At 43.7% G+C, this 23,695-nt stretch carries 18 protein-coding genes; 6 read left to right on the plus strand and 12 right to left on the minus strand.

Features of this window, described 5'->3' with window-relative positions; translation table 11 throughout:
• Positions 1 to 32: 32 nt before the first annotated feature.
• The 4 genes from E7745_RS14050 to E7745_RS14065 all read right to left on the minus strand — a co-directional run bounded on the left by E7745_RS14050 (position 33) and on the right by E7745_RS14065 (position 4,990).
• Positions 33 to 2,315, minus strand: a complete 2,283-nt coding sequence (locus E7745_RS14050) for an inorganic phosphate transporter (protein ID WP_124075908.1) — start codon at positions 2,313 to 2,315, stop codon at positions 33 to 35.
• 104 nt (positions 2,316 to 2,419) lie between these two features.
• Positions 2,420 to 2,866, minus strand: coding sequence for a methylglyoxal synthase (locus tag E7745_RS14055; protein WP_124075907.1), 447 nt, complete (start codon positions 2,864 to 2,866; stop codon positions 2,420 to 2,422).
• Complete coding sequence (locus tag E7745_RS14060; protein WP_136409078.1) at positions 2,863 to 4,311, minus strand: cell wall metabolism sensor histidine kinase WalK; 1,449 nt, start codon at positions 4,309 to 4,311, stop codon at positions 2,863 to 2,865. Before E7745_RS14060 ends, E7745_RS14055 begins: the two co-directional genes overlap by 4 nt.
• A complete protein-coding gene (locus E7745_RS14065; RefSeq protein WP_136409079.1) occupies positions 4,295 to 4,990 on the minus strand; it encodes a response regulator transcription factor in 696 nt (231 codons plus the stop codon). The genes E7745_RS14060 and E7745_RS14065 overlap by 17 nt, the downstream gene beginning before the upstream one ends.
• A 166-nt stretch (positions 4,991 to 5,156) precedes the next feature.
• Here E7745_RS14065 and E7745_RS14070 point away from each other — a divergent pair, with 166 nt between their 5' ends.
• From E7745_RS14070 to E7745_RS14090, 5 genes are all read left to right on the plus strand, one after another.
• The gene (locus tag E7745_RS14070; protein WP_136409080.1) at positions 5,157 to 7,907 is read left to right on the plus strand and encodes a TonB-dependent receptor; all 2,751 of its coding nucleotides are present in this window, start codon (positions 5,157 to 5,159) and stop codon (positions 7,905 to 7,907) included.
• A gap of 12 nt (positions 7,908 to 7,919) precedes the next feature.
• Complete coding sequence (locus E7745_RS14075; protein ID WP_136409081.1) at positions 7,920 to 8,843, plus strand: metallophosphoesterase; 924 nt, start codon at positions 7,920 to 7,922, stop codon at positions 8,841 to 8,843.
• A 111-nt stretch (positions 8,844 to 8,954) separates the two neighbouring features.
• Positions 8,955 to 9,137, plus strand: a complete 183-nt coding sequence (locus E7745_RS14080) for a hypothetical protein (RefSeq protein ID WP_136409082.1) — start codon at positions 8,955 to 8,957, stop codon at positions 9,135 to 9,137.
• A 411-nt stretch (positions 9,138 to 9,548) separates the two neighbouring features.
• On the plus strand, positions 9,549 to 10,853 hold the full coding sequence (locus E7745_RS14085; protein WP_240740330.1) for an MATE family efflux transporter: 1,305 nt from the start codon (positions 9,549 to 9,551) through the stop codon (positions 10,851 to 10,853).
• Complete coding sequence (locus E7745_RS14090) at positions 10,850 to 11,473, plus strand: CatB-related O-acetyltransferase (RefSeq protein ID WP_107032981.1); 624 nt, start codon at positions 10,850 to 10,852, stop codon at positions 11,471 to 11,473. The genes E7745_RS14085 and E7745_RS14090 overlap by 4 nt, the downstream gene beginning before the upstream one ends.
• A 302-nt stretch (positions 11,474 to 11,775) precedes the next feature.
• On the opposite strand, the gene E7745_RS14095 is transcribed toward E7745_RS14090, so the two are convergent.
• The 8 genes from E7745_RS14095 to E7745_RS14130 form a co-directional block, all read right to left on the minus strand.
• Positions 11,776 to 12,039: a hypothetical protein gene (locus E7745_RS14095; RefSeq protein ID WP_107032982.1), complete on the minus strand. Its 264-nt coding sequence runs from the start codon at positions 12,037 to 12,039 to the stop codon at positions 11,776 to 11,778.
• Between the two features lie 359 nt (positions 12,040 to 12,398).
• On the minus strand, positions 12,399 to 12,728 hold the full coding sequence (locus E7745_RS14100; protein WP_107032983.1) for a DUF2149 domain-containing protein: 330 nt from the start codon (positions 12,726 to 12,728) through the stop codon (positions 12,399 to 12,401).
• A complete protein-coding gene (locus E7745_RS14105) occupies positions 12,728 to 13,321 on the minus strand; it encodes a MotA/TolQ/ExbB proton channel family protein (RefSeq protein ID WP_136409083.1) in 594 nt (197 codons plus the stop codon). The genes E7745_RS14100 and E7745_RS14105 overlap by 1 nt, the downstream gene beginning before the upstream one ends.
• Positions 13,318 to 14,001 (minus strand): hypothetical protein, encoded by a 684-nt coding sequence (locus E7745_RS14110; RefSeq protein ID WP_136409084.1) that lies wholly within the window; start codon positions 13,999 to 14,001, stop codon positions 13,318 to 13,320. The genes E7745_RS14105 and E7745_RS14110 overlap by 4 nt, the downstream gene beginning before the upstream one ends.
• On the minus strand, positions 14,001 to 18,326 hold the full coding sequence (locus E7745_RS14115) for a cobaltochelatase subunit CobN (RefSeq protein ID WP_136409209.1): 4,326 nt from the start codon (positions 18,324 to 18,326) through the stop codon (positions 14,001 to 14,003). Before E7745_RS14115 ends, E7745_RS14110 begins: the two co-directional genes overlap by 1 nt.
• Before the next feature lie 2 nt (positions 18,327 to 18,328).
• Positions 18,329 to 20,455 (minus strand): TonB-dependent receptor, encoded by a 2,127-nt coding sequence (locus E7745_RS14120; protein WP_136409085.1) that lies wholly within the window; start codon positions 20,453 to 20,455, stop codon positions 18,329 to 18,331.
• 12 nt (positions 20,456 to 20,467) lie between these two features.
• On the minus strand, positions 20,468 to 20,941 hold the full coding sequence (locus E7745_RS14125; RefSeq protein ID WP_136409086.1) for a calycin-like domain-containing protein: 474 nt from the start codon (positions 20,939 to 20,941) through the stop codon (positions 20,468 to 20,470).
• Between the two features lie 13 nt (positions 20,942 to 20,954).
• Complete coding sequence (locus tag E7745_RS14130) at positions 20,955 to 22,454, minus strand: PepSY-associated TM helix domain-containing protein (RefSeq protein WP_168182155.1); 1,500 nt, start codon at positions 22,452 to 22,454, stop codon at positions 20,955 to 20,957.
• Between the two features lie 198 nt (positions 22,455 to 22,652).
• Between E7745_RS14130 and E7745_RS14135 the strand changes: the two genes are divergently transcribed.
• Entirely contained in the window at positions 22,653 to 23,609 is a 957-nt protein-coding gene (locus tag E7745_RS14135; RefSeq protein ID WP_136409088.1) for a helix-turn-helix transcriptional regulator, read from the plus strand.
• Positions 23,610 to 23,695 lie beyond the last annotated feature (86 nt).

The raw sequence follows: 23,695 nt of genomic DNA on the forward strand, positions 1-23,695 counted from the left end.
AATCTTAGGAACAATCTTTTTTACCTTAGACTTTATGCTGTTGGTACCATGATTTTGGCAGGGCGTGTGCGGAAATCCGAGTCGCGCAGCTTGGCAAACGCCCGCAGATATTTCCTTATTGACGATACCATTTCCTGCGTTTCCTGAAGCAGATTGACATAGACATACAGAACAGCCATTGCCGATGTGTCTCCGTCGCGGAGCTGGTCATGCACACGATGATATGTGTCGGAAACAGTATCCTTTATCTCGTCACAGTGTCGGCGAAGTGTACTTATCATATCTGTATCCCCGCTCCCCATAAGTTTGACGGTATCATTGAACAGTGTACTTATTTGTGTCCGTATCATCTCGTATTCAGTAGTATATTTGGGAGGCAGAGGAAGGAAATTGTTGTCGACATGCTCTTTGCAGACCTCGTTGATGCGGCGCAGGTTGTAAAGTATGCCCATACAGCAGTTGTTGCTGAGATAGAACCAAGTGCTTTTTTCTATCGCCATCTCGCGTGTCAAATGACGCAGACATAGAGTTTCCTTACGGCGGGCGTTTTTAAGCGTGGTTTTCTGGCGGGCGAGACTCGATTCCGTCTTGCCGAGAATCCCGGCGCTCTCAGTTATGAAAGCCGATGTTATATCCCGGTATTTTTCCTCGGCATAGGTCATGAACTTCTCTTGTTGCTCGGTGATATACATCATAAGCAACGGCCATGTCTGTGTTTTATCCTGAGTGGATATTATAGTCTGGAACAGTGCATCACCGTTATCTTCTTGTGTCTTCTTTCTGAACCTCCGGTTGCTGTTGATGATTATGAATATCGTCAAAGCCGCCAACAGAAGCATCACCCACTGACCACCATAGTGCATTGCTGCAACAATCAGTCCTGCGCCGATAAACGCCGCACCCGCAGTAAGAAACCAACCGCCGATTACGGAAATCACGCCGGTGATGCGGAACACAGCACTTTCACGCCCCCATGCCCTGTCGGCAAGAGAAGTACCCATAGCGACCATAAATGTTACGAAAGTGGTTGACAGGGGCAGTTTCAGTGAGGTGCCGAGGGCAATGAGTGCTCCGGCAAGTACTAGATTGACAGAGCCGCGTATGAGGTCGAAAGCCGCACCTTGATCCATAATGGTCTCATCCACATTAAAACGACGGTTGAACCAACGGCGTACTTTCGCGGGTGTGACACGCCTTAACCAAGAAAGGAATGATAAGGTCCATCTTACCAGCCGCCGGGCAATGCGGGAAGAACCAAACATCTCATCGCCACCCTGCTGGCTTCCGAGACCGATTTCAGTCTTGGTCACATTCCGGGCTTTTTTTGACGTTGCAAGTGACACCACCATTATGACTCCGGCACCGATGAGGAAATATATCGGTGTATTTGCCGGGCCGTTAAGTGAATCCATAAGAAAACCTTTGGAGTCCCCTCCGCCGTTAGCCATAAAATCCTGATATGAAGCCAGACCGCTCAAGGGAACACCTATGAAGTTCACAAGGTCATTACCTGCAAATGCCACGGCAAGCGAGAATGTACCCATCAGCACAATTACTTTCAGCACATTAACCTTGCAGACATGGAGCAGTTGCATCAGCACTGTAAAAACTGCGAAACAGGACAGTATGATCAGCGCAGTATTGTTTTTTATCCACGCTTTCAGTTCAGGGGTCATGAAAGAAAGATCTTTAGCCCCTTTAATCAGAAGAAAGTAAACAATCGCAGTTGCACATATACCTCCGAATATTCCTATCTTCCATTTCAGGTTGCTCCGGTAATTGAACGAGAACACCATACGGGATATGAACTGCACCACCGTTCCGAAGAAAAAGGCTATCGCCACCGACAGGAATATTCCGAGAATCACCGACAGGGCTTTCTCCGTGTTAAGCAAGTCATCAAAACCGAGACCGATGCCTCCTGCCATTTTAATCAATGCAACGACAAAGGTGGCTCCCAGCAGCTCGAAAACCATTGACACGGTTGTAGAGGTAGGCATACCCAGCGAGTTGAACACGTCGAGAAGGATGATGTCCGTGACCATTACCGCCATGAAGATGCAGATAAGGTCATAGAACGAAAAATGCTCGGGACGGAAAATTCCGTGCCGGGCAATCTCCATCATTCCGTTACTCATTGCCGCACCGATGAACACACCGATGGAAGCGACAATCAGGACTCTTTTGAATGATGCCGCCTTAGACCCGATAGCCGAGTTCAGGAAGTTGACAGCATCGTTACTCACACCCACTGACAAGTCGAACACGGCCAGCAGGAAAAGAAAAATTACTACGCAAAGAAACAGTATTTCCATTGTTTTCTCAATTACTTATTCTGCCGCAAAGTAACTAAGAAAACATTTCATGATTATTTCAAAATCCTTAACCATTTATTAAAACTGCCGGACTGACAGAGAGTTTAATTGCGGTCAAACCTTATATAGCTCTGTTCGATGGGTTTATACGTCGGGTCATTCCACAGACGGCTTGAAATCATCAGGTCCGCACTTATTCGGTTGCAGGCAATCGGCACGTTGTGGAGACGACATTGACGCAAAAGCATCTGAATGTCCGCCTCGTGGGGCTGCGCATTGAGGTCGTCTATCAGGAATATGGCAAGATCAATTTCGTTTCTTACCACCATTGCCGCTATTTCGGCATCACCGCCCATCGGTCCGGAGTTCATACATTCGACTTGGGCATCCATTCCTGCTTCTGAGAAAGCATTCTTTATAAGCCCTCCAGTCGTGCCGGTACATACCAGCTCATGCTGTGAAAGGTATTGGGCGTTGAATTTTACCCAATCTACCATATCGGCTTTGCGTTGGTCGTGAGCTACAAGCGCGATTTTTAGTTTTGTCTTCATTTTGAGTTTCTTAAAAATGTTATTTTGAACAATAATCCGCCTGAGCATTGAGTTTCGGCGAAGATTTCACCGCCATGAAGAATCACGGCGTTTTTCACTATCGAAAGCCCGAGTCCGGTGCCACCGGCCGCTCGTGACCGTCCCTTGTCAATGCGATAGAACCTTTCAAACAGTCTTGGCAGGTGTTCGGGAGGAACGCCGCATCCGTTGTCGGACAATGCAATTACAACTTTATCGTTGTCGATACTGATTAATTCTATTTTTATTCTGGTTCCTCCACTATAAACAATCGCATTGTCTATAAGGTTGTTGAAAACGGCCTCAAGCAGAGAAGCATTACCGGCCATGATTACGTTATGAGAAACAAAATTCTCAATCCTTATGCCCTTTGTGGCGGCGATTATCTGTCGGTCCTCAACTACATCATTTATTATATCCGTGAGATTAACCAGTTCTTTCAATATAGAGGCGCTTCCGTCGTCCATGCGTGTCAGGAGCGAGACATCGGTCAGAAGCCTTTGGAGCCTTTCTGTGTTTGTAAGACAACGTTGCAGGAACAATATCTGCTTTTCATCGCTCATATTCCTGTGTGCCAGCATCGTCTCCACACTGACCCTGATTGATGCGACCGGGGTTTTCAGTTCGTGGTTTATGTTATTCGTGAGTTGCTTTTTGATGCGTTCCTTTTCAAGCTGTTCATGGAGGGCGGCGCGATGTTCGCTGTCCCTGTCGGCGACAGCCTGTTGCAAACGGGCATAAAGGCGGACAATGTGGTTTGAAATCTCGCCAAGCTCGTCATGAGGGAACGGTTCTGTGTCGGAAATCTGGGCACCGTTTTCCACGTTTTCCGCAAATTTGTTCAGCCTGATTATGTGGAGGCCGACCCTTCGGGTTGCGAAATAGCCAAGTACGCACATCACCATTGTGATAATCCCCATAATCCACAGAAAGCCATAATCGGCTTGCAACAGACCTCTGAATGAAACCGAATACGGCACCGCAGTACGGACAATATTCCCGTCATCGCTCTTTTTCGCCGAGTAAAAATAGTAGTTGCCCGTACTCTCGCTGTGCCGTCTTACAGCATAGCCCGCCCCATGCCGTACGGCATCCCGTATTTCCTGACGGTCAAGGTGGTTGGTTTTAGGCAGGGAATCAAGTGTGTTGTCATATATTATATGTCCTTTGTCGGAAATTACGCTGACACGGATATCGTCAAACGGTTTGAAATCGTCCAGTCTGATATCCGGCACATCGTGTCCCTCACCAAGTTCGGTAAGGATATATGTGTTGATAAGCTGTAGTTGCTTGTCAATCTCCTCCGCCTTGAATTCCTTTTCCCTGTGATACTGAAACACGACAAAGCAACCGACCATCAGCAAGGAATATCCAAGAAGCCACACGAACAGCCGCTGCGGATAGGAGAGCTTATTCAATAAACCCATAACCGTAGCCCGAGCGAGTTACAATATTCTTGCCGTAGATGCCGATTTTCTGGCGTATACGGGTTATGTTCACATCTACAACCCTGTCAAGCACCACAACCTCGTCGGACCATATCTCGTTGAGCAAATCCGCGCGGGTGAAAACCTGCCCCCGGTTGGAGATTAGTTTGAGCAGTATCTCAAACTCCTTTTTGGGCATTCTCACCTCTGTCCCGTCAACCGTGCAGGTCCTGTTTTTTGAAGACAGGACCAGCCCCCTGTATGAAACAAGGTCAGAATCAGTCTTGGCAGGTGCGACATAAGCCGCCGTACGGCGAAGCACAGTCCTTATTCGGGCAAGCACAGAATTAAGAGAATATGGCTTCATGATATAGTCATCAGCCCCGAGATCGAGTCCCGAAATCATATCCTCCTCCGTGTCTTTTGCTGTGCAGAATATGATGGGAACGGAGGCCGTTGCCGGATTCGACTTCATTATGCGTGCCAGTTGAGTCCCGGATATTTCCCCCATCATAATATCGAGGAGTATCAAGTCATAGGCAGCAAGGTTGAGGGCAAGAGCCTCCTCCGCGCTATACGCCATGTCGACCTGATAGCCTTCCGCTTCAAGATTGAATCCAAGGCCGTCACACAGGGCTTCCTCATCATCGACAACAAGTATCTTCTTTTTTGTTTCCATGCCGCAAAATTACTAATAATCGGTTAAATACTATCCTAATGATCAAAAGTTTAATAAAAGTTTAATGACACAATTTATTTCATAAAATCTAAACAAATCTGATAAACCCATGAAATATTAGTTGGCGAATTTTGCAGCGTGAATCAGAAACAAAACAACAATCACAATGAAAAAAGTAATGTCAACTTTTTGGGTCGCACTTGCTTCAAGTCTGACCATTATGGCGGCTGACAGTCCGAAATACGGACAACTTAAAGGCCGCATCCTTGACAATGAGAAGAACCCGCTGCCGGGGGCGGTGGTTATCATTGACAGCAACAAGCTGTCGGCGGTTACAGATCTCGACGGCTTTTTCTCGTTTGCCAACCTTTCATCCGGGAATCATAATCTGAAAGTAACTTATATCGGTTTTCTTCCGGTCAGTAAAACAATCGTGGTTTCGGAAAAATCGACGGTTGACGACATTGTAATGTCGGATACATCACGGGAACTGAATGAAGTTGTAGTGACCGGCGTTTTCTCCGGGCAGCAGAGAGCCATAAATGCCCAGAAGAATAATGTCAATATAACCAATGTGGTGTCTGCCGACCAGATTGGCAAATTCCCCGACTCGAATATCGGAGACGCTCTGAAACGGATAAGCGGTATCAATGTGCAGTATGATCAGGGCGAGGCCCGCTTCGGTCAGGTACGCGGCACTCCGGCTGAGTTCAGTTCAGTGACAATCAACGGGTCAAGACTGCCATCGGCCGAGGGAGACATTCGCAATGTTCAGCTTGACCTTATACCGTCCGATATGATTCAGACAATAGAGGTCAGCAAGACACTTATGCCGGATCAGGACGGCGATGCTATCGGCGGTTCTATCAACCTCGTTACTAAAAATTCGCCACACAGATTTACTGTCGGGGCCGTAGCGGGAACAGGCTACAACTGGATAAGCCGTAAGGCTCAGATGAATTTCGGCCTCACTCTCGGTAACCGTTTCTTCAATGACCGCTTCGGAGTGATGCTTGCGGCCTCCTATAATAATGCGCCAGCCGGATCATATAATACAGAATTTATATGGGAAAAGGATGACGACGGCAAAATCTATGTCAACGACTATCAGATAAGGCAGTATTATGTCACACGAGAGCGACAGAGCTACTCATTGTCGCTCGACTGGAAGTTCAATGACTTCAACAAGGTCTGGTTCAAGGGTATTTTCAACAACCGCAATGATTGGGAAAACCGTTACAGGACAACACTCAAAGACATTACGCCCGAAGGGAAAGCCGATGTGCGTGTCCAGACAAAAGGAGGTTCGGGTGACGAACGAAACGCCCGTCTTGAACGCCAACGGACAATGGATTTCACTTTGGGAGGTGAAAACCGTTTAGGTATCCTTGGCATGGACTGGAAACTGGGATATGCACGGGCTACGGAGAAACGCCCGAATGAGAGATACATCGACTACCGTCTCAAATCGCAGAGGTTCAGTTTCGACCTGAGTAATCCGAGAGAGCCATTTGCCACTCCCGATGAAGGATATACAATGACCTTGAATGATGACTTTTCGCTCAAAGAGCTTACACAGCAGCAGGAGGATATTGTGGAGCAGGACTTCAAGGCGGCACTGGATTTCAAGGCCCGACTTAGCGAACGCTCAAAAATCAAGTTTGGATGCAAGTTCGTGAACAAGACAAAAGATAAGGAGATAGACTATTACGAATACACTCCGCTTGACAAAAAGGCATTTAACGCAGATGCGCTTGCACATACCACAGACCAAAGTACCGACAGATTCATGCCTTCCTCAAAATATCAGGCCGGCACATTCGTTGACAAGAAATTTCTTGGCTCCCTCAATCTTGACGATTCCAATTTGTTTGAACGAGAGCAAATTGCAGAGGAACTTGCGGGCAATTTCCATGCGAGGGAGAATGTGGCATCAGGTTATGTGCGTATTGATTCCAGACTTTCCGACCACCTTAACTTTATGGGCGGTCTGCGTGTCGAGAACACATCACTGCGTTACATAGGCAGAAATTACGATGATGAATCCAACAGCGTCTCCAAGACCGAGCCTGAGACTTCAAATTATATAAATTTCCTCCCCTCATTATTATTGAAATGGGACATCAACAAGGATTTCATGCTGCGTGCCGGTTATAACCAGTCCATATCCCGGCCAAAATATTCCGCACTCGTTCCCGGCATGAATATCAAACGTGGCGACAATGAGATAAGGATCGGGAATCCCGGTCTGAGAGCAACGACATCTCACAATATCGACCTCAACGCTGAATATTACTGGAAATCAATCGGACTTGTGTCCGCCGGAATTTTCTATAAAAGAATAGAAGGATTCATCGTGGACGAAGTGGCATACAACAAGGAGTATCAGGGTACTGTCTGGACTAAGTTCACACAACCTAAAAACGGTGGAAACGCTAATCTTTTCGGAGTGGAAATGGCATGGCAGCGCGATTTCAGTTTCATCACACCGGCGATGAAGTGTCTCGGACTTTACGCTACATACACCTATACCCACTCACGCATTACCGACTTCAACTTCGAGGGTCGTGAAAACGAGAAAGGCCTTAGCTTGCCCGGTTCTCCCGAGCATACAGCCAATCTCTCGCTATATTTCGACAAGTGCGGTTTCTCCGCAAGAGCCTCATTCAACTATGCCTCGGCATTTATCGATGAAATGGGCGCAAGTTCGTTCTACGACCGATACTATGATGCCGTGAAATATCTGGACCTGAACGTCAGCTACACATTCGGGCGCAAAACAAAAATAACCGTATATGCCGACTGCAATAACCTCCTCAACCAGCCTCTGCGCTATTATCAAGGTAGCAAGGACTACACGATGCAGCAGGAATATTACGGAGTGAAACTCAACGGCGGTGTAAAAGTAACATTCTAAAAATACAAAACAATGATTCGTAAATTATTTATCGCGGCTTTGGCTCTCATCCCCTCTTTTGGAGCCATTGCCCAGACTGAAATCGCCAAAGGCGATGTGAACCTGATGGTAGTGTCAGACCTCGGACGCAACGGCCACTATGACCAGAAGCCTGTTGCCGCGACAATGGGCAGAATTGCAGAACAAATAGGACCCGATGCTATTCTTGCTCTTGGCGACACACATCACTACGGCGGAGTGGAGAGTGTGACAGATCCCTTGTGGATGACCAACTATGAGCTTATCTACGACCACCCGGAGCTTATGGTGAACTGGTATCCCGTCTGCGGCAACCATGAATATCGCGGCAACACTCAGGCGGTTATCGACTATTCCGACATATCCCGCCGTTTGGAGATGCCGGCAAGATATTACACCAAGACCTTTGAAGATGAAGGGACAACTGTCAAGGTGGTATTTCTCGACACTACTCCTTTGATTGACAAATACAGGAAAAAGACCGACACATATCCCGATGCTGTGAATCAGGATACCGAAGCCCAGTTGCAATGGCTCGAAAAGACTTTGACAGAGGCGACGGAAGACTGGATCGTTGTGGTCGGTCATCATCCCATCTATGCCTATACCGACAAGTCGGAATCTGAGCGAACAGATATGCAGAAGAAAGTTGACACAATTCTGCGGATGCACAATGTGGACATGTATATCTGCGGTCATATCCACAATTACCAGCACATCCGCCGCCCGGATTCAAAAATCGACTATGTGGTCAACACATCCGGCTCCCTCACACGGACTCCGAAAGAAATCGAGGGCACCGTATTTTGCAACGATTCTCCCGGATTCTCTGTCCTGACCGCCGACAAAGAGAATCTTAAACTGAATTTGCTCGATAAAGAAGGCAAAACCATACATGTGGTAAGCCGCACCAAATAATACATGGCTTATGTGATATTCTAACAAATAACTACAAAACTCAGATACGTTTCATGCTCTTTCATGGAACGTATCTGACTGTGTATTTTAATAATCTAAATTTATCTAACAATGAACAAAATCCTCATTGTAGATGCCTCCGACTCCGACCGTCGGCTCATGGTTGGCTTGCTTACGCGAGCCGGCTACGAGCCGATAGCAGTCGAGACGATGGAGGCTGCAAAAGACGAGGTGGTGTTATCGCCTTGGCGCTCTCAGCGAAGCGTAGAGAGAAACTTCCACCGGGCGCAGTGATTAACTCGTAAACTCGTTGAGCTAAAGGTTGTCGCGGCGATTAAATTCGTCCGTGGCACAGCGCAGGAGTTAACCAACTGGCAGAAGACTGAGGGATACGGATTTACCGTAGCCGTCATAACACTCACTCAAAAAGGGATTATTTTGCAAACTCATATATAATGATTAACTTTGTGGAACAAATCGAAAATACAGCACAGTTCAACAATATGAAATGGCAGTTGTGCATATAGCTACGCTCAACGAATAGCACTCTCAACTAATGCTATTCAGCAATAGGTAGGCTTATCGAAGCCTGCCCTTTATTGCTTTGCCATATATCCCCATTTTACAATTTCATTTTACATTAGGCAGCGTTACACCGCATTATGTGGTGTGGCTTACTGTATCTTATCATATTGATTTGAACAAGTGAATTATAGCTATAAACAAATATGGCTCATCGCATATCCTGTGATGATGAGCTTTCTTATTGAACAGCTGATAAATATAACCGATGCCTTGTTCTTGGGGCATATCGGTGAAATCGAACTTGGCGCATCCGCACTTGCCGGAATATGGTTCTTGGCAATCTATATGCTTGGCTTAGGGTTCAGTGTAGGGCTGCAAGTTGTAATTGCACGGCGCAACGGAGAACAAAAATACGAAGAAACTGGAACAACGTTTTTTCAAGGACTGTGTTTCTTGCTGATACTCGCGTCATTACTTTGTCTGTTATCAAAGTTCTTTTCTCCACAACTATTAAAGTATCTGATTACCTCTCCCGAAGTCTATAATGCTGTTGTCAAGTATCTGGATTGGCGTATAATAGGATTGTTCTTCTCTTTCCCGTTTCTTGCCGTCCGCTCGTTTTTAGTCGGCATTACAGAAACAAGACCTCTTAATTTAGCCGCTTTGACTGCCGTATTGATGAACATCCCTCTCAATTGGCTTTTGATTTTCAGATATGATATGGGTATATCAGGAGCCGCTATCGGCTCTTCATTTGCAGAGTTCTGCTCATTGTTGATATTGGTAGCTTATATGTTTCTTTGCGTAAGAAAACACAAGTATGGTTTATCTTGGCGTATAAACATAAAAATACTAAAAGATGTGTTTTCTGTCTCTGTCTGGAGTATGCTCCAGTTTTTTACAAGCGTAGCCATCTGGTTCTTGTTTTTTATCGCTATTGAGAGATTGGGAGAAATCGAATTGGCGGTATCTAATATTGTAAGAAGTGTTTCCGCTTTATTCTCTGTTATAGTAACTGCGTTTGCGGCTGTCACAAGCTCTTTGGTAAGCAATTTAATTGGTGCCGGTGAGAGAAATGCTGTTTTTCCGCTTTGTCATAAGATAATCCGATTGGGGCTTTATATCGGCACCCCATTGATTATTATTGCGTTGTCACTTCATTCATTAATTATCGGAGCATATACTGAAAATCCGGTTGTTAAGCAAATCGCATGGCAACCATATGTGGTTATGCTCCTGAACTACTTCTTCGCACTGCCGGGTTATATTTATCTTAATGCGGTGACAGGTACCGGTGCAACAAAGACCGTATTCTTTTTTCAAGTAATCACTACTATCGCCTATTTATTCTGTTTATGGGGATTGAGTAATCTCAATGTCCGATTGGCAACTTATTGGAGCGTAGAATATCTATATGTGATAATGCTCGGTATTCAATCTTTTATTTATCTGAAATTATACAATTCAAAAAACAACAGGATATGATGAATAAAATATATCCCCGTAAGGGTGACACACAAACCGTTTATCTGAACGCAGTGGTTAAAGACCCGTCGATTGAGGTAGGTGATTACACGATTTACAATGATTTTATCTCAGACCCTCGTCAGTTCGAGCAGAATAATGTGCTGTATCATTACCCTATTAATCATGAGCGACTGATAATTGGCAAGTTTTGTTCCATTGCCTGTGGTGTAAAGTTTCTGTTCAACTGTGCCAACCATACTCTAAAATCTTTGTCAACCTATACCTTCCCTCTGTTTTATGAAGATTGGGAATTGGAAAAGTCAAATGTAGCCTCCGCTTGGGATAACAAAGGTGACATCGTGATAGGCAATGATGTATGGATTGGTCTTGAGGCAGTTATTCTTGCCGGTGTAAAAATCGGAGATGGTGCCATTATAGGAACAAGAGCAGTCGTAACCAAGGATGTTCCTCCTTACTCTATCGTTTGCGGCATACCGGCAAAAGTAATCCGCAAACGGTATAGCCCGGATATTATTGAGCAACTACTGTCGCTTCGGTGGTGGGATTGGACAAAGGATAGAATAAAAAGAAATCTACCATTCATTATGGCTGGGAATATTGAAAACATGACAGAATAATAAATATTACATATCTGTTTAACTTAATTATTTGTAATCCGCAAAACATAAAGTGCAAAACGGAACACGCCGCTAAAAATTAGGTCCTCTGCCAAGTTGTTGATTATAAAGTCTATACCGAGCATGCCTTTTAAAGACACTTATATGGCGTAAAATCGGCAGTTCCTATCTATCATATTTATAATCAGTGTAATAGATGATTCTGATTTTTTGACAGTTCCAAGTAGTGTGACAAAATAAAACGAAACGTGAGAAAATTGGGGTTGCGTTCCATTTGGGAACATTCGACTTTTTGACCAATTCTAAAAAGTCGGAGGAACGGTAAAATCCGCTCCTCCTTCTGCAACGAATCGGTAGTCATTAGCTACGGAATCGTTATTTTGCCACACGGCTTGAAGTTGTCGCGCCTTTTCGGTGGTCTTACTTTGCAAAGGTAATAAAACTTCCAATGCAATCAAATAGACGGCGAGAGGATTATTATAGCTCCTCACGCCGTCTATCCGCAAAATAGGTTCAAAATAGAAGCCCTCCGGGCGGCGCTTAGGTCTAAATTGCCAGCTTGCCATTCCCGGAGGGCTGTTATATCATACAAACGCGCTTCGCTTCAAATTAATTGTACAAAGTCCGTTCCACTATGCCGAAGTGGCTGAGCCTACCAATCCGTACCAGCGTGAGCCGTTAAGTTCTCGCATAGTAATCGGAGTGTGCGGAGCCACTCCACCCGGAGGCTTTCGCGCCGCAGGTCCCAAACTCTAAAAGATCAGCCGGCAGTCATAATTTATGTTATGCTGTCGGCTGTCTTTCGTTTTGAAGCAATATTTATCGATTTTTCAAACGATATTACATAGTAGACATTCCTGCGCTTCGACGAAATACCATGCATCGTGTGAAGTATCTTCTTATGCAAACGCTCAGCTATAACTATTTATTCGGGTACGTAAATGATGTCTCCGTTTTCAAGTTCGTAGGCGGTTCCGACTCTTTTTCCTTTGTTGCCAGATGAGTTTTGCTCTTCCGAAGGTGTATAACGATTTATTTTTTCGCCTTCTTTTGTAATGATTTCCATATTCTCCTTACCGGGATTTTTCACCATTGTAAAATCTTCCTGAGAAAACATTTCAGTCATATTGTAGCGACTGACAAGAGCAACCATCAGAGCTACGGCAAACACCATTGCCACATCAAAAAGATTGCTCACGACGCTCATAGGATCAGAATCCTCTCCGCGCCGGAGTATAGAACGTCTTCGTGCCATTATTTTTTCTCTTTGAGTGTTTGAACAATGAAGTCAAGAATCATGAGATTATGCAACGCCCAGCGTTCCTTAGCCTGCTGTGTTACAAATCCAATAGCACTTACCACAAGCCCAACCACAGTTGTAGCAAAAGCTACCTGCATATTGTATGCCATAGAAGCTATATCTCCTTTAGCGAGACCTACAAGTGCCGGTCCCATCGGAATCAGTGTTCCCATAAGACCAAGTATCGGGCCCATTTTAGTAAGAATCTTAGATGTCGCGATGTTTTTCTCTGCGGCAAGCTCGTATTCTGAGACAAGCATATCCAATCTCGCAGGGCTATCAGCTGATTTATAGATTTCATTCAGATAGTCGATGACCAAGATCCCTTTCCTGTCTGAAAAAGACGCAAGAAAGTCATTGATGTTTGAAGGATTGAGTTCCTTGACTTTCTCATCCAACATTGTTGCAGTTTTCTTTTCTGTCATATACTGTCCGAAGAATCCGCCAATGAGGATTATTGACCTTATAAAGAAATAGATCAGCAACACGATGACAGGTACAAGTAGTCCTGTCGAAATCCAGTAGAGGATATTTGAAATTACATTCATGATTGATTATTGTGTTTATTTTGATTTTTGCGAAAAAGAAGATACCCAAGAATACTGCCGATTACAGCGATTCCAATAATTGCCAGTAAGGAGTTAACATTGATTTCGTTGACTCCAGTTGTTGCAGTCCGACCATTTACGGTAGCTATAATTCCAAGAAGCCCAATGATACAGTTAATGTAGAAAATCAGTTCGAGCCGTTCTGACTTTTCAGGAAGTAAGTATCTTACGCCATAAGCAAGCAATGGAATCATAATCACTATTGCTATCCCCAGACAGTAGCTAAGATTGTTAAAATCCACTCCCGCATTAGTAAATATAATCTGCACAAGCAAATAAAATGAAACGGGGAATATAAGCAATCCGGGAATAAACAAAAGTAGATTCTTTACGACTCTGTCTTTGAGCTTTATTGGATTATTAATCATAAAGAGGCAAAATGCTATCTGTAATGCCACGTCCAATGTGAGGATTACCGCCAAGTCAAGCATCAGGTCAGGAGTCTGTAGCCATTCAGAAATCTGTATTTTCGACTGGCTGATTGCAATATCTGTAGTTGATATGGTAGCAAATGCCAGACTCACGGCTTCGGCTATCATTTGCCATGGGCGCATGAAGGTCAGTTTGAGCACGAAGCTCAAACCGACCATAAACATGATGAGAATAACGACAGTCTCCATTATTTATTCATTTTTCTGCGACGTCTTATAACGAGGAACACGACGAGGACGCATATCGCGACAATTCCAAGTACAAATCCGCTATTGATATGACTTGTTGTCTTTTCGAGATTGTTCAATTCTTCTTTCTTCATTACCTTGCCATCATCTACACCGAAATTCTCTGCGCGAATATTGCTTATAGAATTGTTATACGCTTTGGCGGTCGTTTTGTCGACGTTTGAAGCGATATACTCACGGAGTTTGGTGTTGTTACATACAAATCCGGAGCAAGAGGGCTGATACTCGTTTACGACTTCCGTATGAAGTTTGGCCAGCGCAGAAAGCTGTTCGTCTGTAGCAGTCCACATTCCTTTTCGCGCAGTCTCCATCATTACAGCCGTAATTTCTTCTATGGCTGCGGGATTGACAGACTTGAAATAATCTCTTGTTCCGAGATTATGCTTGTCAGCGATGTATGTGTCGTAGATGTCGTTCCATAATTCGTTGTCAATGACATCAGGTTTCATCACATTCCAGCCGTATGTGTTCCTTACGACATCAGCAATTCCTGAGGCATCCCCGGCACCGCCATTCATTTTTTCCTTGATGTATGTCGGATTGAGGATGGTTGTCCTGCTTTCTACGCCGATAGCTTCTTTTACTTCCTGCATTTTTGCATGACTGCGATTTCGGTAATCGGCAAGGTAAGCATCCGGGTCTTTACCTGTTACGTTACGTACAGCGAGATTCATACCACCCATGAACTCATACACGTGATCGAGACTTAGCGCACCCCAAGTATTACTCTGTCGAGGCTGAACTACCACATCGGTACGGGTCAAAGCTGCCTCAAATGCGAAATCACGCATTTTTTCCCAATCTTTCTCTGAGCCGTAAGAAGCTCCCATATTATGGATATAAGTCTCGGCTATCTGAGTCTCGTCATCCCATCTGTCTCCAGCCTCAACCATTTCCTGTATTCCACTTCCATAGTTCCCATCTACACCTCCAAACACTCTTGCAGTTGACATCTCACGAGCCTCTTTGGGTGATACTCCTTTATCTACAAGATGCTTTTCGGATTCAACTACACCTTCCGAAACGTAGTTGGGATATTTGTCATCCTTTGCCTGTGATGCCATTTCTACTGCTCTTGTAATCAGAAATAATCTGGAAGCTGCCAGATCCCGTAATTGTCCGGAGGTCTGGACTACAACATCAATTCGCGGACGTCCAAGTTCTTCAGACGGTATAAGTCGCAAATCTGTGACACGTCCGAAAGGATCCCTCAGCGGTTCAACACCAAGCATATATAGAATCTGGGCTATTGTAGCGCCCTCGGTTTCGATAAATTCACTGCTCCACAATGTATAACTGACCTTTCGAGGCAGTGAATCGTTGTGGGCCTCACGATACATTTTGAGAGTATTATCTGCCAGAGTTTTTCCCTTTTCCCATGCTACAGCCGAAGGCGTTTCTTCTGCATTTATAGCAAACATATTTCTTCCGGTCGGCAAAACCAATGGATTGAGAACCGGGTCGCCGCCTGATGTCGGGGCGATAAAACCGCCATTCAAAGCATTGATAACCGATGCCAATTCATATTCGGGGCTGTTGGCCAACGCTTCGGCATAAAGACTGACATTCCTGACAGCGCGTTCAATCTCCATTATTGCCGTCGCTTTTTGTATCTCCTCTTTAGTGTATTTTGGCGCTGACATTGCCTTGGCTTTCGAGGTAGCTGCACCTTTATCTTTTGACTTTGATGAATTTCGCTTCATGGCGGCGCTCATTTTTGCAATTGCAGCAGAATCCGCACCCATTTTCTTTGCCATTTCAAGTGCTTTCTCCGGTGACATACCGGTGGCATTCATCATTCTTTTCATTTTGGTAGAAGAACTTTCTTTCCTTTCGGATAATTTAGCCGTAGGAGCGGCTATTGGCATGGACGACCCCATTACCATCATCTTCGAGAATAAGTCTTTTGAACCATTAATGTCTTCGGTAACAGCTCTGGCACTCTGCAAATCATTCATAGAAATGCCGGCAATTTTACAAATCTCAGCATCTGTAGCTAAGCGGTTCTCCGCAAGAATATTTGCTACAAGTGTGCGAACTGGTGTCAAATATCGACCGGTGAATGCCAGTCCTTCAGACTTATTGCCCTTTATCTTGCCACGTTGTTTGTCAAGAGTAAGAAGGCTGTACGCTATCGGGTCAACAGTCATCGCCAATACAGTCGATTTCAGTTTATCCTTTTCGTATGGTATTCCCATAACATATAATGCGCCTGTGATTTTCTCATTGGCAAGTTCCTCTGCAAAACTCTCTATTCTGGAAATCTCACCTGCTGAGTAGGGTTTTGAAATAAGACTGTCCAATCGGAGTTCTCTATGTATTCCAAGCTCTACAACATACTTCTTCACGAGTCGTGATGCCGCATCAAGACGACTGTTGTCAGGATTATCTGATTCGGCTTCCTTATTATAGGATGCTATTGCATCAGTCAGGTTTTTGTAAATTCCACGTACATTGCTTTCCAAAAACGGAGGGGTAAGATAGTTTATTATTCCGGCATAGCTTCGGCGTTTTGCCATCATCGCTTCACCTACATTACTTGTGGAATAGATATAAAAATGAGGTATTGTGCCGACCAGTCTGTCTGACCAGTCACGACTGCTGAGTGCCACCTGCTTTCTCGGTGTAAACTCCAGTGAACCGTGTGCTCCAAAATGGATGATTGCATCGGCATTAAAGCCGTTACGTGCCCAAAGATAAGAAGCGACGTAAGCATGAGGGGGTGCCATATCCGTACCATGGACAATTTTGAAATCATCATCTCCAAGTCCGGCTGCCGTCTGAGGAATAAGGACAATATTGCCGAATTGAAGTCTGGCAAGTGCAAGATCTCCGTTGTCTGTCTTAAGACCATGACCGGGAAACTCACCATCAACAGCTGTTATCTCTTCCGACATTTCTTGACCGAGATCATTTACAGCCCATTTTTCATAATCGGAGCGGGTTATAATCTCAGGATTGGCTTTTTTGACAAAATCAGACATTGCCCCTGTCGCGTAATTTCCGAATACCCGACCACGGTCATTGATCAATTTCTCAAACACTGCGAGTGATGAAGGAAGGTTATCCACTTTATATCCTTCCTGTTTGAGCCGGTTGAGCATATTGTATAAAGAGGGTGCGACCTCCAATCCTTCGGCGACAAGAGAATTTTGTCCGGGGCCTTTGAAGTAGAAAATTACAACTTTCTTCTCTCTATTGTACTTATGCCTTAGACTCACATAATTATTGACAGTCTCAACGAATTCAGTCAGTCGTTCAGGAATAGCTTTTATCACCGGCACTCCGTCGGTACCTTCAAACTGTGCAAATAGGGCGTAAGGTCTTATAGCACCATCAATCTCGGGAGTCACGATACTCTGGGACATGAAACCGCCGTTCATACCCATCTTGTCATCCATCCATTCATTATAATCACGATTGACGTTCAATGGTGAAAACAAAGGTATATTCTTTTCTTTCAGATACTCCACGACGACATCGCCCATCCTTCCGTGAGCCATGTTTATCATTGCCGATGGGGAGATACTGTCTGTTATTCCGTTGTTGATTGCCTTCTGGATATTTGAAATGGGGTAAACGATGTTGCCTGTTGATTCCAATTCGGCTATCAATTCATCGGGGACCCCCATCTGTCCGGTCAGAATAATTTCAGGAGAGTTGGATTTAAGCAAATTGTTTTCATTTAGGAAGTTCCTATATTCAGACAATGAATCGAAATATAACATTTCATTGTCAGGATCCTTGAGGTCTTGGTGATAAAACATTCCGCTTGGTGCCTGTTTGGGGTCGCTGATTTCGCCAATAAATAGTTTTTTGCCATCTATATATTTTCTTACATAGTTGAGCATACTTCTATAATTCGTACGACCACCGCCTTGAAGATACTGTTTCAGAAATTCCGTGTCAACGGAATCGATTGATACGATATAATTGTCGGGATTTGTGGCGGCTGTCGTTATTACAGGTGTGCCGGACTCCGCTGCCTTTGACAATGACTCACGCTGCTCCTCGGTGATTCTCAATCCCATTCCATTGACAAATACCATATCGAATTTAGAGGCATTTTCTAAATCTTCGACATCAAGATTTTCTATCTTAATGAAAGAGTTATCATTGGCTTTACCGATTTCTCCGAGAGTGATTGGCTGATAGTTTACGAACGCTATTTTTGTGGATGATGCCATGCTTCTCCACGCAACAATAGCAACGGTAATTAAAATCACCACTGCTACTGATGCAAGAATTATTTTTTTTCTTGTCATTTTCATCTAAACATTGTGTCAATATCTAATGATACTCCTATCGACCAAGTCCGTCCAAGCGTAGGAAGTGAGTTCCAGTAATATACTTTAGGTCGATAGTTCAACAGATTGTCAATTATAAAATTGACATTTATCCCGCGCCAGATCTCCTGTTGGAGCGTAAATTTCCAAACAGAATAAGCATTGTCTGTGTCATACTTTGATTCCGGCTTTGCAAGATACCGTCCGGATATACCGGCATAGAATTTATATGCACTGCATAAGCGTCTTTCATAATCCAGCCTCCAAGTCATGGAGTGTGGACGAGGATTGGAAAACTGAGAGTCAACGGTTCTTCCCATTGTATGCAAGTAATTGTAATTCAACGTCATTCCCAATCCCATTTGTAGTCTGTAACGTGCTGAAATATCTATACCTGCTACTTTTACTCCATCCTCGTTACAATAGATGGCTCCCGGCTCATTGGTCGAATCCCCCGGATAGTCAGTGGTGGTGATTCGGCTGTCATACCAGTTGAAATAGCCCATTGCATTCATGCTATAGGAACCGGCAAAAATACTGTTACGGATCTGACCATTATGCTCAAGCGCAAGATTGAAGTTGTGGCTTTTCTCCGGTTTAAGGTTAGGATTGCCATAAATCATCTGTATTCCTGCCATATCGAAATTCATATACATTTCTTTGAGGGTTGGAGCTCTGAAACCTCCGGCATAGTTAGCCCTCACTGAAAAACGGTTGAATTTGAACATAGTGGCAAGTCGGGCTGTGACCGAATTGTTTTTTGATTCCGAAAAATAATCCTCACGTACACTTGCTACAATATTCAGCCAAGACAATGGGTTATAGTCAAACTGAACAAAAGCATCAACTGAAGACTGTGAATGAGTTTCTCCACTTACGAACTGATAAGTCAGAAGATAATCATTCATGTAGTCGGCTCCAGCTGTTAATGCGTTATTCCCAAAGAACTGAGTATATAAAGCGTGAGCGATATGCTGACGATTACTATAGTCATGGTCGTGGGTGCGTCGGCCGTTTACATATCGTTGCTTATCGTACTGGTCGTAGCTGTATGATAATTCAAGAGTCTTTCCGACTCCTATATTCCATGCTCCACGGAGCCCCGCAGTATAGTCAATATAGTGGTCGTCATAATTTATTCGAGTGCTCGTCCTATTGAAATATCCACCTCTTGCTGTCAGGCGTAATGCATTCGATGGCTGGAAAGACAGTCGTTCCTTGACGTTGAATGTTCGTCCACCATATAAGTTTTGCAGATTCGATTCGGTATCAAATGCATCAGTAAGCTTGACAGTTTCAGAAGTATTATACTGAAAGTTTGTGTTTGATGTCCATTTCCCGGAATAAAAGTTAAGGTCTGCGCCTGATCTCCATTCATTTCCGAGACTTTTATATCTTGAATTGAGATTGATACGCCATGGTTCTTTACTCTCACGGGTGATAAGGTTGACAACGCCACCTACGGCATTGGCACCATATAACGCAGATGAAGCACCTTTCACAACTTCAACCTGACCGACATTGTCAAGATTGAGTCGGTTGAAGTCAATGTTGTCCATTGTCTCTCCGGCAAGCCGTTCTCCGTCAACAAGGAACAGAACGGATTTTCCACCAAAGCCACTCATATTTAATGATGTCTCCTGACTCATTGCGTATGTAAATTCAAGTCCCGGAAGCTCTTCTGTCAGCAAGTCCTGTATATTTGTTGCGTCAGTCTTGCGTATATCATCCGCAGTTATTAATCGTGTGACAACAGGAACATCTTTCAGAGCCTTTGGTGTACGGGTTGCAGTGACCACTACTTCCTCTAAGGCACCTATATCCGGAGTCATCCGTAACTCATGTTTGCCGGTATTGCTTTTTAATATAAACGTCTCTGTAAGGAATCCGATATATGATATTTGAAGCTTTGCAGTGGAGCCTTCTGCACTAATACTGAAATCACCATCAGTATTAGTAGTCGTAATCCTATCATTGGATGCCTTGACCGTTGCGCCTATCAACGGACTCCCCGTTTCATCGACCACCCGGCCGTTAAAGGTATCGGCGAGTCCGATGAAAGGGAGCGTTAGTCCGTAGATGGCAAGGAAAATTTTAATTCTTTCCATTGCCGGAGTGAGTTACTGTTTCAGAGCTGTCGATGAACAAATCATGGGCATAGGCATTGCGCCATATTGAAGATTGAACTTCAGATTCAGGGTCTTGTCCTGAACTGTGCCGGAGAAAGTACACGTGTAGGATTTTCCCGCATCGGTCTGACCGGTTACTTCTGTAGTAGCCAGAGTGACCACGCCATTTGCTTCTGTTACTTTTACTCCGGTGAGAGTGATGGACGGCAATGCCATTGGTGCTTCGCCAAAAGCAGGGAGCACAACAGAGACAGTTGATTCATCCGTGGCGTTGACAGTGAACGTCTTGCCCTCGAATATCGAAGCACTGCCCATCACTGTACATTCCAGATCACCGGCGTATGTACCCTGAATTGTTTTTGCTGCGGGAACCGCAGGCTCGTCTTTTTCGTCGCTGCACGACGAGAATGTTGTCAAGAAGACAACAGCCATGATTGTGGCAAAAAGAAACTTAATTTGTTTCATGTGATAAAATAATTTATTGGTTTATGTTATGTGAATTTTTGATTTTACGACTTATGATATAGCCTGATGCCAGAACAGACAATATTATCAAGCCAGACAGAAAGACGAACAGATTTGATATCGGACCAAGGAATGATGAATAACATCTTCCGACATGAAGTTCCAAGGCAAAATTCCATAAAGACATTGGTTGGTTTCTCATGTCACTGCCCATAGGATGCAGTTCTTCAGTCCCTTTAGCATAATCAAATACGATAGGCTTATAGGTATCAGCACTGTAGCCACTAACTATGTCGTTTGCCAATCCAAATGAATTTCGTCTATTGGGGTCAACAATAGTGTTATCATGAAAAGTATAGCATTTCCCCTCATTGGGTTTCCAACGATAGATTCCGCTAAAAGACCCGACGATCCATACTCCCGGAGCTTCTCTATAAAATACGTTGACTCCCATCGGACTTACTGCCGGGCTTTTATCCGAAGGGATAATGACTGGATTTGATGAAAAATCCTTTAATTGCACGAATCCTTTTGATGTTGAAATCATCCAATTTTGATTATCTTCATCCCAGCGTATAGCACGGAGTTTATCATGCCAATAGTTATCAGTATCAAGACTCGATCCGGGAAGCGGTGATGTCTTTGTCATGACAAAAGGTATCATCAATGGTGGGCGTAAACACATTCCTGTAAACACTACAAGTATCGTAAGGACAATAGTGAAATAGCCGATTAGATTATGCCATTTGAAATTCCATTTTAGAATCTTCGCTGGAAGGATTGTTTTATGACTGTGACGAATAGAAAATGGCAAGATAAACAAGATAATACCCGTCAAAGACAGGATTATCAATACTATGGCTATAATGTCAACAACAATCCTACCTGGTAGCCCCCACAGCTCACCACTATGCAGATTCCATATTGACTTAAATAGACTTATTTTATTATCCTCATCAAATGGAGCCTGTAAAGTTAACTCCTTAATATCATCATGTGATACTCTATAGATGTTTGAACGAGTAAGGACAATTATTCCTGAGTTGTCAGGTGTAGATGAAATATCAGATATCTTTGAGTGATTTTTTGGTAAATCAACCGGCTTCCATTCATGACCTTTTAATTTATATAAATCATAAGTTGTGGCACACCATATTTGTCCACTCTGATCCTTTATGATATTTCTGACATTTCGTCGATCTATACCTGTCGGTAGTCCGGCATTAAAATCATAAGAATTGCTGAATATCGAATCCGTCAACCACACCCCACATGAGCCATAGGCAAGTATTCTATCTTTGTCAAGTGGCAATGTACCTCGGATTATCCCATAGTTATAGTTCTTTAATTTGTATGATGAAGGTAAACAGGAGCGGTCAATATTAAATTGTGAAAACGTGTCCCTGTGATTGAGGATTATCCCGGATAGACAGAACAACAACATGAAGACGGAGACCAATAGTCCCGCCCATTTGTGGAGCCATTTCCATTTTTTGTGCTTCTTTGGTTTCATGTTGATGATAAATTTTGGGCGCAAAATTACTTGTATCCGGAAACTGACACAATACTCAAAAATCGGATAAATTAGAGCAATTAAGGTAGTCATGATTTAATTCCCCAGGGAAAAACACTCATTTTTAGGTATGGTGTAGGTATTATATTCATAGTAATTTTGCATGGGGATTTACAGCCCCGTTTCAACTATCAAACTATGTCAAAGAATCAATCAATATTTCCTGGTGATCGCCTTAAAGCCATTATAGAGGATGAACCTCATATATTAGGAGTTTTAAGTCGGTTTGGACTGTCTTTCGGATTCGGCGATAAGACAGTTGGCGAAGCATGTAAGGAAGACAATGTTCATATGGAGTCATTCCTTGCAGTTTCCAATTTCCTATACGGACAAAACTATTCACAATTTGAAATATCGCTGCCTGCTTTAATGGGATATCTAAGGAAAGCCCATACACACTTCCTTGACTTTCTATTGCCTTCCATCCGTAGGAAACTCATAGAGGCTATTAATTGCTCCGATATAAATGACGTAGCGTTTCTGCTTCTGAAATTCTTTGATGATTATGTGAAGGAAGTACACAATCACATGGAACATGAAAACGATGAGGTGTTTTGCTATGTGACCGACTTATTGAACGACGTTACTAATGAGCAGTTCCGAATTACTGACTACTCCTCACATCACAGTAGTATGACAGAAAAGCTTTCTCAAATTAAAGACCTGTTTATAAGACACTATCATGTGAAGGACAATGAAATACTGACATCAGCATTATTCGACATAATTTATTGTGGCAATGAGTTAAAGAACCATTGTGAGATTGAGAATAAACTCTTTATCCCGGCAGTTGAGAAACTCGAAAAGTCATTGAAGTTGTCACGTCATGAATCAGTAAAAGACAGCAACAGCGACGATGAAAAAACAGATTTGCTGGATTCTATGACTGATCGCGAGAAGGATATAATATGCTGCGTTGCCAAAGGCTTGTCAAATAAAGAAATTGCGTCACAGTTATTAATTTCTATACATACAGTGACAACATATCGCAGAAACATCTCTGCCAAACTACAAATCCATTCATCAGTGGGACTGGCGGTTTTTGCGATACTCAATAATTTAGTTGATATAAAAGATGTAAACCCACATAGATAATTATACATTAAGATAATCTCTCAGCCCTGATTTATCCAATTTTTAAGTATTGTGGGATACTCTACTTCAATCTAACTTTGCTGTAT

It is taken from the genome of Duncaniella sp. C9 (assembly GCF_004803935.1).
Lineage (GTDB): Bacteria > Bacteroidota > Bacteroidia > Bacteroidales > Muribaculaceae > Duncaniella > Duncaniella muris.

Coding starts and splice junctions, on each gene's coding strand:
- E7745_RS14050 (WP_124075908.1), bottom strand. CDS start 2,315: ATGGAAATACTGTTTCTTTGCGTAGTAATTTTTCTTTTCCTGCTGGCC.
- E7745_RS14055 (WP_124075907.1), bottom strand. CDS start 2,866: ATGAAGACAAAACTAAAAATCGCGCTTGTAGCTCACGACCAACGCAAA.
- E7745_RS14060 (WP_136409078.1), bottom strand. CDS start 4,311: ATGGGTTTATTGAATAAGCTCTCCTATCCGCAGCGGCTGTTCGTGTGG.
- E7745_RS14065 (WP_136409079.1), bottom strand. CDS start 4,990: ATGGAAACAAAAAAGAAGATACTTGTTGTCGATGATGAGGAAGCCCTG.
- E7745_RS14070 (WP_136409080.1), top strand. CDS start 5,157: ATGAAAAAAGTAATGTCAACTTTTTGGGTCGCACTTGCTTCAAGTCTG.
- E7745_RS14075 (WP_136409081.1), top strand. CDS start 7,920: ATGATTCGTAAATTATTTATCGCGGCTTTGGCTCTCATCCCCTCTTTT.
- E7745_RS14080 (WP_136409082.1), top strand. CDS start 8,955: ATGAACAAAATCCTCATTGTAGATGCCTCCGACTCCGACCGTCGGCTC.
- E7745_RS14090 (WP_107032981.1), top strand. CDS start 10,850: ATGATGAATAAAATATATCCCCGTAAGGGTGACACACAAACCGTTTAT.
- E7745_RS14095 (WP_107032982.1), bottom strand. CDS start 12,039: ATGGCAAGCTGGCAATTTAGACCTAAGCGCCGCCCGGAGGGCTTCTAT.
- E7745_RS14100 (WP_107032983.1), bottom strand. CDS start 12,728: ATGGCACGAAGACGTTCTATACTCCGGCGCGGAGAGGATTCTGATCCT.
- E7745_RS14105 (WP_136409083.1), bottom strand. CDS start 13,321: ATGAATGTAATTTCAAATATCCTCTACTGGATTTCGACAGGACTACTT.
- E7745_RS14110 (WP_136409084.1), bottom strand. CDS start 14,001: ATGGAGACTGTCGTTATTCTCATCATGTTTATGGTCGGTTTGAGCTTC.
- E7745_RS14115 (WP_136409209.1), bottom strand. CDS start 18,326: ATGACAAGAAAAAAAATAATTCTTGCATCAGTAGCAGTGGTGATTTTA.
- E7745_RS14120 (WP_136409085.1), bottom strand. CDS start 20,455: ATGGAAAGAATTAAAATTTTCCTTGCCATCTACGGACTAACGCTCCCT.
- E7745_RS14125 (WP_136409086.1), bottom strand. CDS start 20,941: ATGAAACAAATTAAGTTTCTTTTTGCCACAATCATGGCTGTTGTCTTC.
- E7745_RS14130 (WP_168182155.1), bottom strand. CDS start 22,454: ATGAAACCAAAGAAGCACAAAAAATGGAAATGGCTCCACAAATGGGCG.
- E7745_RS14135 (WP_136409088.1), top strand. CDS start 22,653: ATGTCAAAGAATCAATCAATATTTCCTGGTGATCGCCTTAAAGCCATT.